Annotated in this window: 9 protein-coding genes; 4 read left to right on the forward strand and 5 right to left on the reverse strand. The window is 65.6% G+C overall.

The features are described 5' to 3' along the window. Window positions 1–112: 112 nt before the first annotated feature. On the forward strand, window positions 113–457 hold the full coding sequence (locus tag OWC48_RS40935) for a DUF952 domain-containing protein (protein ID WP_282525085.1): 345 nt from the start codon (window positions 113–115) through the stop codon (window positions 455–457). Further along, window positions 454–1551, forward strand: coding sequence for a quinone-dependent dihydroorotate dehydrogenase (locus OWC48_RS40940; protein ID WP_282525086.1), 1098 nt, complete (start codon window positions 454–456; stop codon window positions 1549–1551). Before OWC48_RS40935 ends, OWC48_RS40940 begins: the two co-directional genes overlap by 4 nt. Here the strand turns inward: OWC48_RS40940 and OWC48_RS40945 are convergent. The 5 genes from OWC48_RS40945 to OWC48_RS40965 all read right to left on the reverse strand — a co-directional run bounded on the left by OWC48_RS40945 (window position 1454) and on the right by OWC48_RS40965 (window position 6962). Beyond that, entirely contained in the window at window positions 1454–2887 is a 1434-nt protein-coding gene (locus OWC48_RS40945; RefSeq protein ID WP_282525087.1) for an MATE family efflux transporter, read from the reverse strand. The genes OWC48_RS40940 and OWC48_RS40945 overlap by 98 nt on opposite strands. Window position 2888: 1 nt before the next feature. Next, complete coding sequence (locus OWC48_RS40950; RefSeq protein ID WP_282525088.1) at window positions 2889–3623, reverse strand: MBL fold metallo-hydrolase; 735 nt, start codon at window positions 3621–3623, stop codon at window positions 2889–2891. A 21-nt stretch (window positions 3624–3644) separates the two neighbouring features. Then, window positions 3645–3950: a DUF6460 domain-containing protein gene (locus OWC48_RS40955; protein WP_014491345.1), complete on the reverse strand. Its 306-nt coding sequence runs from the start codon at window positions 3948–3950 to the stop codon at window positions 3645–3647. A 73-nt stretch (window positions 3951–4023) separates the two neighbouring features. Beyond that, window positions 4024–5928: a cisplatin damage response ATP-dependent DNA ligase gene (locus OWC48_RS40960; protein ID WP_282525089.1), complete on the reverse strand. Its 1905-nt coding sequence runs from the start codon at window positions 5926–5928 to the stop codon at window positions 4024–4026. Continuing rightward, on the reverse strand, window positions 5925–6962 hold the full coding sequence (locus OWC48_RS40965; protein WP_282525097.1) for a ligase-associated DNA damage response exonuclease: 1038 nt from the start codon (window positions 6960–6962) through the stop codon (window positions 5925–5927). The genes OWC48_RS40960 and OWC48_RS40965 overlap by 4 nt, the downstream gene beginning before the upstream one ends. A gap of 200 nt (window positions 6963–7162) precedes the next feature. Between OWC48_RS40965 and OWC48_RS40970 the strand changes: the two genes are divergently transcribed. Continuing rightward, on the forward strand, window positions 7163–8089 hold the full coding sequence (locus OWC48_RS40970; protein ID WP_282525090.1) for a class I SAM-dependent methyltransferase: 927 nt from the start codon (window positions 7163–7165) through the stop codon (window positions 8087–8089). 116 nt (window positions 8090–8205) lie between these two features. Beyond that, the gene (locus OWC48_RS40975) at window positions 8206–9435 is read left to right on the forward strand and encodes an ABC transporter substrate-binding protein (protein WP_282525091.1); all 1230 of its coding nucleotides are present in this window, start codon (window positions 8206–8208) and stop codon (window positions 9433–9435) included. Window positions 9436–9569: the final 134 nt, after the last annotated feature.

The following is a 9569-nucleotide window of genomic DNA, read 5'->3' on the forward strand; positions in this document are numbered from 1 at the left end:
CTAAGCCTTGAGTTCGGAGGGGGCGGCCATTACGGTCGCGCCCGGGTTTTGAGGACCCGGACGAGACGAAAAAACTCAAAAGACTCAAAGAGCAAACAGGGCTGCGTGAGCGGTGGTCAAGATCTACAAAATCTGTCCGGCCTCGGCCTGGCGCGAGGCGGAACGGCAGGGTGTCTACCGGGGCAGCGCGGACGATTCGCGCGACGGTTTCATCCATTTCTCGACTGCGCCCCAGGTTCCCGAGACCTTGCGCAAGCACTATTCCGGCCAGCGCGCGCTGTTCCTGGTCGAGGTCGATGGCGACGCGCTCGGCAGCGAATTGCGCTGGGAGCGCTCGCGCAATGACGAGCTGTTTCCGCACCTCTATGGCGAGCTCGATCTCGGCGCGGTGCTGTCGGTGATGAACCTCAACATGCGCTCCGATGGCGGCCACGACGTTCCGGAGCTTATCCCGTGATCCGCGCCTTCGACGCCTTTTCGCTGCCGGTGCTGCGCTGGCTCGATCCGGAGGATGCGCATCGCCTCGCGATCCAGGGCCTGCGCTTCCTGCCGCCGGTCAAGCCGCGGCCTGACGATCCCAAGCTCGCAGTGCGTGCCTTCGGGCTCAACTTCCCCAATCCGATCGGCATGGCCGCGGGCTTCGACAAGAGCGCCGAGGTGCCGGATGCGCTGTTGCGGCTCGGCTTCGGCTTCGTCGAGATCGGTTCGGTGACGCCGAAGTCGCAAAGCGGCAATCCGCGGCCGCGGCTGTTTCGTCTGGAGCGCGACGAGGCCGTGATCAACCGCATGGGCTTCAACAATGACGGCGCTGAAGTCGCGCTGCGCAGGCTCGCGGCGCGTGCGCAGCACGGCGGCATCATCGGGGTCAATGTCGGCGCGAACAAGGATTCGCCGGATCGCGTGGGCGATTACGTCAAGCTGATCGAGACCTTTGCGCCGGTCGCGAGCTATTTCACCGTCAACGTCTCCTCGCCGAACACGCCGGGCCTACGCAATTTGCAGGAAGGCGCGTTGCTCGACGATCTCCTCGGACGCGTGATCGACGCGCGGGAGCGGGTACGGCAGAAGGCCGGCGACACGCCGGTGCTGCTCAAGATCGCGCCGGACCTCAGCCTCGCCCAGCTCGACGATGTCGTGCAGGTGGCGCGCTCGCGCCGGGTCGACGGCATGATCGTGTCGAACACGACGATCGCGCGGCCGAGCACGCTGCGCGAGGAGATGCGCGCCAAGGAGCAGGGTGGCCTGTCCGGCCGGCCGCTGTTCCGCCTGTCGACGCGCATGGTCGCGGAGACCTATGTGCGCGTCGAGGGCGCGTTCCCCTTGATCGGCGTCGGCGGCGTCGATTCCGGCGGCGCCGCGCTGACCAAGATCCGCGCCGGCGCGAGCCTGATCCAGCTCTATTCGTCGCTGGTCTACAAGGGCCTCGGCCTGGTCGACGAGATCAAGCGTGATCTCACCTCGACGCTGCTGCGGACAGGGCGGGATTCGCTGTCAGAGATCGTCGGCGCGGATGCCGCGACGCTGACGGCGGAAGACTGGCCGGGGCTGTAAGCCCGCGCTGCGTAGCCTTCGGAAACGTCGCCCGATACAACGCCGGATAGCGCGCGCCCTGCAAGCCGCCGCGGGCGACGTAGAATGCGATCAGCGCGCTCCACAGCCCGGCATTGCCGAACGATTGCAGCGCCCACCAGGCGCCGAGAAAGATCGTGAACGATAGCAGCATCAAATTGCGCATCTCGCGTGCCCAGGTCGCGCCGACATAGATGCCGTCGAAGCCGAAGGCGAACACGCCGGGGATCGGCGCAAGCACGATGAACGGCAGGAATTCGCGCGCGGCGCGGCGGACGTCCTCGCTCGCGGTCATGAAGGCGATCAGCGCGGGCCCGAACAGCGCGAACAGCACCGCGACGACCAGTGCGAAGCCGAGGCCCCACAGCAGCACCAGCCGCGTCGAGTCAGCAAAGCCCCTGGCATCGCGTGCGCCAAAAGTGCGCCCGCAGAGCTGCTGGGCTGCGTTCGCAAGACCGTCGAGGAAGAACGCGCTGACCAGCAGGAAATTGTTCAGCACGGAATTCGCCGCCAGCGTGACGTCACCGGCGCGTGCGCCCTTGGCGGTGAAGAACAGGAACACGGCGATCAGCGCCGCGGTGCGGATCATGATGTCGGAGTTCACCGCCAGCAGCCGCATCAGTTTTGCCCGGTCCAACAGCGTGGCAAGGGGCACCGCAAAGCCGCCATCCGCATAGCGCCGGCAGACGATCACGCCGAGCACGAAGCCAATCGTCTCCGAGAGCAGTGCCGCGATCGCCGCGCCCGCAATGCCGGTGTCGTAGACCAGCACCAGCAAGATCGTCGCCGCCATGTTGATGAGGTTGATGACGACCTGCAGCAGCAGCGCCGGATTGGCGCGCGCCTGCCCCACCAGCCAGCCGAGAATGACGTAGTTGGCGAAAGCGAACGGCGACGACCAGATCCGGATCATGAAATAGGTCTTTGCCGCGCGCGTGACGCCTTCGCTGCCGCCCATCAGGTCGAACAGCGCGGTGGCCAGCGGCAGTTGCAGCGCGATCAGCGCGGCGCCGATCAGGCCCGCGACGATGAAGCCGCGCACCAGGATCACGGTCTGCTCGCGCGTCTCGCTCGCGCCCAGCGCCTGTGCCGTGAAGGCGAGCGTGCTCATGCGCAGGAAGCCGAACAGCCAGAACAGGCAGTCGAAGATCACGGAGGCCATCGCGACGCCGCCAAGCAGTGCGGCATCGTCGAGCCGCCCGATCGCGGTGGTCGAGACCACGCCGATCAGCGGCGTGGTGAGGTTCGCGACCATCGCGGGACCTGCGATGGCGAAGACCTGGCGGGAGCCTATCCCTAAGTGAATGGGCGCGTGCATGTCAGAACACGAGCACCATGCCGTCTTCGGCGGCGAGATGCGGGACGTCGTCCAGGCGCGACAGCATGTCGTCGCTCATATGGGTGAGGACCAGGCGTTTCGCGCCGATTGCTGGCAGATGCTGTTCCAAGGTCTTCAGGCTGAGATGGTTCTTGACCACCTTCTCGTACATATAGGCTTCCGCAATGAAAAGGTCCGCGCCATGCGCCAGCGGAATGAGCGTCTCCGTCCATTCGGTGTCGGCGCTGTAGGCGAGCGTGCGGCCTTCGACCTCGACGCGGTAGGCGAGGAAGGGCCCGCCGGATTCGCCGTGCACCACCGGGTAGGGCGTCACATTCACCGCGCCGAAGGTTTGGCTTCGCCCGGGCGCGAGTTCGATGAGGTTCAGCTCGAAGCGCCGCTTGGTCTTCGAGGAATGCTCGAACAGCGCCTCCATGACTTGGCTGAGCCGCATCTCGAGGCCTTGCGGGCCCGCGATTGTCAGCGGCCGGGTCCGCAGCGAGAATTGCGCATCGAGCAGGACAAACGGCAGCCCGGCAAAATGGTCGCCGTGGAAATGCGTGATCAGGATCAGGTCGATCTCGTTGCGGTCGATCTCGAGTCGCTTCAGCGCCGGCAGCGCCGACGCGCCGCAATCGATCAGGAAATTGGCTTCGCGCCCCGAGACGTGGAAGCAGGTGTTGAGCCTGCCGCCTGAGCCGAAGGCGTCGCCGCAGCCGACAAAGCGCAATTGCATCGGCTGCGGGCTCCCAAATCGCTACCTGTTGCGCGGCGCGCCGAACACGCGCGAGAGCAGCCAGATCGGGATCACGATGACCGCGCCGAGCAGGAAATAACGCCACAGCCAGTTCACCGCGTCGAACCCGAGATCCCAGAGCCGCTGGAACAAGAGGCGAATGCTGTAGATGATGTTCCAGGGATCGAAGCCGATCGCGGCGAGCACGACGCCGACCAGGATCGAGAGCAGGACCAGGCGAAACGCGACCGCCAGCGGCGAGCCGCCGAGAAAGCGGTTCAGCCCATCGCTGCGGCCGGCCGGCAAATCTCTGACGTCTTGGACCATCTCAAAACTCCTCGCGGGGATTCGACCCCATTATAGGTCACGGCGGGGCACATGGGGAACCCGCATTCCCTCGTCAATGGCTGTCGGCGGACGCCGCAACCTTAATTGTTGGTAGGGATTCGTCAGCCTTCAACATCTTTTCCAGCGTTTCCAACCGGTCGGCTTCCCGCGGCGGCTTGTCCCAGCGTAAGCGGCTGATGCGGGGAAAGCGCATGGCGACGCCGGATTTGTGCCGCGGCGAACGCTGCAGCCCCTCGAACGCCACCTCCAGCACCAGCCCCTTGTCGCCCTCGTGCACGACGTGGCGCACGGGGCCAAATTTTTCGGTGGTGTTGCGGCGGACGAAGCGGTCGATCTGCAAGAGCTCCTCGTCGGTGAAGCCGAAATAGGCCTTTCCGACCGGCACCAGCTCGTCGCCGGCTTCGCCTGCGGTCCAGACGCCGAAGGTGTAGTCGGAGTAATAGGACGAGCGCTTGCCGTGGCCGCGCTGGGCATACATCAGCACGGCGTCGATGATGTGTGGATCGCGCTTCCACTTCCACCACGGGCCCTTTGGCCGCCCCGGCAGGTAAGGCGCATCGCGCCGCTTCAGCATGACGCCTTCGACGGCATCGGCATCTGCGCCCGCGCCGGCACTCGCGGGATCGGCGCGCGCCGCGGTCAGCGCCTGCCAGCTTGCGAAGGGCACGGTGGGCGACAGGTCGATGCGGGGGTCGTCGAGCTTGCCGATGAATGTCTCCAGCCGTTCGCGCCGCTCCGCGAAGGGCAGCTCGCGCAGATCGTTCGCGTCGTCGCCGAGCAGATCGTAGGCGCGCAAATGGATCGGAAATTCCTTGATCAGCTTCGGCGAGACGACCTTGCGGTTGAGGCGCTGTTGCAGAACGTTGAAACTCTGCACGCGGCCCTCGCGCAGGATCAGAAGCTCGCCGTCGATTGCGCCTGCCAGCCGCAGCGACGGCACGAGGTCCGGAAAGCTCCCCGTGATGTCCTCACCGGTGCGCGAATAGAGCCGCGCCGTGATCTGCCCGCGCTCATCGCGGCCCGCCACCGCCTGCACGCGGATGCCGTCCCATTTCCATTCGGCGACGTAATCGGCGGGATCGAGCGCGGCGAAATCCGCGTCCTCGATCGCGTGCGCGAGCATCACCGGGCGGAACGGCGCGGGATCGCGATTGACCGGCTTTTCGCCGCGGCCCTCCAGCCAGGCGAACAGGTCGAGATAGGGAGGGCTGAGCCCCGGCCAGATCAGCTCGACCTCATGCGGGTCCTTGTCGCCGAGCGCGGCAGCCGCGGTCTTCGCCAGCCGCGCGGATATGCCGATGCGCAGCGCGCCGGTGACGAGCTTCAAGAGCGCCCAGCGGCCGGTCTCGTCGAGCTCGTCGAGCCAGCGTTCGAGCTGCTTTGGCAGCTCGGTCTTGCCGAGCGTGCGGAGCGTGGTGACGACGTCCGTGAGGGTTGGGGGTGGTGGGTTGTTGTGGTTGCTTGGGTGAAGCGCATCGCTGGCATCTCGCCCGCGGTACCCCTCTCCCCGCCCCTCCCCCGCAAGGGGGGAGGGAACGGTGAGAGTGGTACGTCCATCACTCGCTGGATCACTGTCAGTCGTGATGCTCACTGTTGGCCGCGCGCTCCGCTGCGCACCCTCCCCCCTTGCGGGGGAGGGCGGGGGAGAGGGGTGGCCCGAAAAAGACTCGCTATTACGAGGCACCCGCCGAGGCCACATCAGCGCCACCGTCTCCGAGAGATCGCCAACGTAATCGTAACTCAACCCGAACAGCACCTCATCCGTGCGCGCCGCGATCAAATCGCGGATCAGCGCGGGCTTGGCATGCTTGAAGCTGAGCGCACCGGTCAGCGCGGCCAGCGCGTAGCCGCGGTCGGGATCGCCGACCTCGCGGAAATAGCCGGTGAGCAGCCGCAGCTTGTTGTTGCGGCCGGGCTCGTAGGCGAGGCGGTCCAGCAGTTCGGCGAAGCGGTTCATGCTTCGGCCTCATCTTGAAGCGGGGTCTCGCTCTCCTCCTCGTCGCCATAGCCGACGAGATCGAGCGGCTGCGCGCGAAGACCTTGCGACTTGCACCAATGCACCAGCGCGTCTTCCTGACCGTGCGTCACCCAGATCTCGCCGGCGCCGGTCGCGGCGATGGTCGCGGTGAGGCCGTCCCAATCGGCGTGGTCGGAGATCACCAGCGGCAGCTCGATGCCGCGCTGCCGTGCGCGGGCGCGCACCCGCATCCACCCCGAGGCAAAGGCGGTGACGGGGTCGGGAAAGCGCCGCGTCCAGAGGTCCGAGGTGGCCGACGGCGGCGCCAGCGTGATGGTGCCGGCGAGCACCGCCTTCTTTACGCCCATCACCGGCTTGAGCTCGCCGAGATTGATCCCGCGGCTCTGATAGTACTCGGTGATCTTCTCCATCGCGCCATGCAGGTAGATCGGTGCTTCATAGCCGGCCTGCCGCAACAGCGCGATCACGCGCTGCGCCTTGCCGAGCGAATAGGCGCCGACCAGATGCGCGCGCTCGGGAAACAATGCAACGGAGGCCAGCAGCTTCCTCACCTCGTCGGCGGCATCGCCATGGCGAAACACCGGCAGGCCAAAGGTGGCTTCAGTGATGAAGACGTCACAGGGCACGAGCTCGAACGGCGTGCAGGTCGGGTCGGGCGCATCCTTGTAGTCGCCGGAGGCGACGATGCAGGTGTCCTTGCAGGTCACCGCGATCTGCGCCGAGCCCAGCACATGACCGGCCGGATGAAACGTCACACGGACGTCGCCGAGCCGGATCTCCTCGCCATAGCGGATAGCCTGCGTCGAGCCGGCAAAGTTCTCGCCATAGCGCAGCCGCATCATGTCCAGCGTTTCCTGCGTGGCCAGCACCGCGCCATGGCCGGCGCGGGCATGGTCGGAATGGCCGTGGGTGATCACGGCCCGCTCGACCGGGCGGACAGGGTCGATGTGGAAGTTGCCGGGCTTGCAGCACAGGCCGTCAGCAGTTGGCAGCAGGATGTCTTGCGGACGCATGGGCGTCATATAGGGAGCGGCCACCCCAAATGAACCCGTCATGCCCGGGCTTGCCGTCTCCGCTAGGCTTCGCCGGCCCGGCGGTGTAAAAGCCCGCCGAAGCCAATTGGCGGAGGCGGGACCCGCGCCTCCATCCTCTTAATTAGTTCCCTTTTTGATGGATTGCCGGGTCGAGCCCGGCAATGACGAGCCGAGTTCCTATGCCCCTGCGCCTGTTCCACTCCTCCGGCGATCTCATGGCCGACCGCCGTTTCGAGTTCGCGCGCGACCTCCAGCTCAAGGGCGATCTGCCCGCCGCCGCCGACCTCATCGAGCAGGCGATCGAGCTCGCGCCTGACTTCACCTCGGCCTGGTTCACGCTCGGCGAGATCCGCCAGCAGCTCGGCGAGCGCGACAAGGCGATCGCGGCGTTCCGCAAAGCATGTGACTGCGACCCCGAGGACCAGCACGGTGCCGGCCTGCATCTGATGCGGCTCGGCGACGCGCAGATGGCGGAGATGCCCAAGGCCTATGTGCAGGCCCTCTTCGATCAATATGCGCCGCGCTTCGAGCACACGCTGATCAACGATCTCGACTATCGCGCACCGTCGCTGATCTTCAAGGCGGTGGTGGCCGCGCGCGTCGCCGCGAAGAAGCCGGCCTTGTTCAAGCGCACCATCGATCTCGGCTGCGGCACCGGGCTTGCGGCCGCCGCCTTCGCCAAGCAGGTCGATCATTTCATCGGCATCGATCTGTCGGCCGGCATGATCAAGGAGGCGCGCGCCACCGAGCTCTATGCCGAGCTCGAGGTCGCCGACATGATCGAAGGCCTGCGCACCAAGGGCGATGCGAGCGCGAACCTCGTCGTCGCCGCGGATGCGTTCGTCTATCTCTCCGATCTCGCACCGGTGCTCACCGAAGCCAAGCGCGTGCTCGTATCCGGCGGCGTGCTCGCTTTCACGCTGGAGACGCATGACGGCGCCGGCATCGTTCTCGGCGAAGGCTTGCGTTATGCCCATTCGGCGGAATATGTGCGTGGCGCGATGGCGAAGGCCGGGCTCAAGCTGCTGACATTGGAGCCGGCATCGCCACGCATCGAGAACAACGAGCCGGTGCGCGGCCTCGTCGTCGTCGCCGAGAAAACTTGAGTTTAGGCGCTAAACACCCTGCGATTCTCGCGTCATTGCGTCGCTGAGCTGCGACTTCCCACTTGCGACCCGCGCTGCGATGCCAGCACAATGCGGCCGCTAGGGAGAAACAAACAATGACGAAGAATCCAACGCGGCGCGATTTCAGCGCCGGCGCGCTCGCCACCGTCGCTGCATCCACCTTGCCTGCGCCATATGTCTGGGCCGCGGAGAAGAAATACGATGCGGGCGCCAGCGACACCGAGATCAAGATCGGCCAGACCGTGCCGCATTCCGGTCCGGGCTCGCTGTACGGCGTGCTCGGTCGTATCGGCGAAGCCTATTTCCAGATGCTGAACGAGAAGGGCGGCATCAACGGCCGCAAGGTCAAGTTCCTCACCATGGACGACGCCTACAGCGCGCCGAAATGCGTCGAGGCGACGCGGCGCCTGGTCGAGCAGGAAGAGGTGCTTGCGCTTTATGGTTCGCTCGGCACCGCGCCGCAGACCTCTGTGCACAAATACCTGAATTCGAAAGGCGTGCCGCAGCTGCTGCTCAACACCGGCGCGTCGAAGTGGAACAATCCGAAAGAATTCAAATGGACGATGGCGGGCCTGCCGCTCTATCCGACCGAGGCGCGCATCCTGGCGCGGCACGTCATCAGCGTGAAGCCGAACGCCAAGGTCGGCATCCTCTACCAGAACGACGATTTCGGCCGCGACTTCCTCGGTCCGTTCAAGAAGGTGCTGGCGGATGCCGGCGGCACCGCGCAGGTGATCATGGAGCAGACCTACGATCTGACCGATCCGACCGTCGATTCCCAGCTCATCAATCTCTCGAAGTCGGGCGCCGACGTCTTCTACAACATCTCGACCGGCAAGGCCTCGTCGCAGTCGATCCGCAAGGTCGCCGAGCTCGGCTGGAAGCCGTTGCAGCTGTTGTCGGCCGGCTCGACCGGCCGCTCGATCCTCAACGCCGCAGGCCTCGAAAACGCCGCCGGCATCGTCGCCATCCGCTACAACAAGGAAGTCGGCCTCCCCAAATGGGAGAAGGATCCGGACGTGATGGCGTTCGAGGAATTGCGCAAGAAGTACACGCCGGCGATCGATCAGGACAACACCATCGCCTTTGCCGGTTACGGCCAGGCCGTCACCATGGGCGAGATCCTGCGCCGCTGCGGCGACGATCTCACCCGCGCCAACGTGCTGAAGCAGGCGTCCACGCTTGCAGGCTTTCACTCGCCCTATTTCCTCGACGGCGTCACCTACAGCTACACGCCGGAGGACTACACGCCGATGAAGACGCTCTTCATCTCCACCTTCAGCGGCAAGGACTGGGACATCTCCGACAAGCCGATGTCGGAGTAGGAACGGGCTTTCTTCCTTCTCCCCTTGTGGGCCTGTTGCGTTATCGGCTCTTGAGGCTGAAGACGTCAGGAGAGAAGGCCTTGGTCCCGGTAATTTCCTGCCAAGATCTGTAGTTGTCGCCCTCGGCGGGCGGC

It is taken from the genome of Bradyrhizobium sp. Arg816 (assembly GCF_029989365.1).
Taxonomy (GTDB): domain Bacteria; phylum Pseudomonadota; class Alphaproteobacteria; order Rhizobiales; family Xanthobacteraceae; genus Bradyrhizobium.

What these genes read in the sequence shown, in the direction of transcription:
- OWC48_RS40965 (WP_282525097.1), bottom strand. Translation starts at nt 6,962, where the DNA reads ATGCGTCCGCAAGACATCCTGCTGCCAACTGCTGACGGCCTGTGCTGC.
- OWC48_RS40975 (WP_282525091.1), top strand. Translation starts at nt 8,206, where the DNA reads ATGACGAAGAATCCAACGCGGCGCGATTTCAGCGCCGGCGCGCTCGCC.
- OWC48_RS40945 (WP_282525087.1), bottom strand. Translation starts at nt 2,887, where the DNA reads ATGCACGCGCCCATTCACTTAGGGATAGGCTCCCGCCAGGTCTTCGCC.
- OWC48_RS40955 (WP_014491345.1), bottom strand. Translation starts at nt 3,950, where the DNA reads ATGGTCCAAGACGTCAGAGATTTGCCGGCCGGCCGCAGCGATGGGCTG.
- OWC48_RS40970 (WP_282525090.1), top strand. Translation starts at nt 7,163, where the DNA reads ATGCCCCTGCGCCTGTTCCACTCCTCCGGCGATCTCATGGCCGACCGC.
- OWC48_RS40950 (WP_282525088.1), bottom strand. Translation starts at nt 3,623, where the DNA reads ATGCAATTGCGCTTTGTCGGCTGCGGCGACGCCTTCGGCTCAGGCGGC.
- OWC48_RS40960 (WP_282525089.1), bottom strand. Translation starts at nt 5,928, where the DNA reads ATGAACCGCTTCGCCGAACTGCTGGACCGCCTCGCCTACGAGCCCGGC.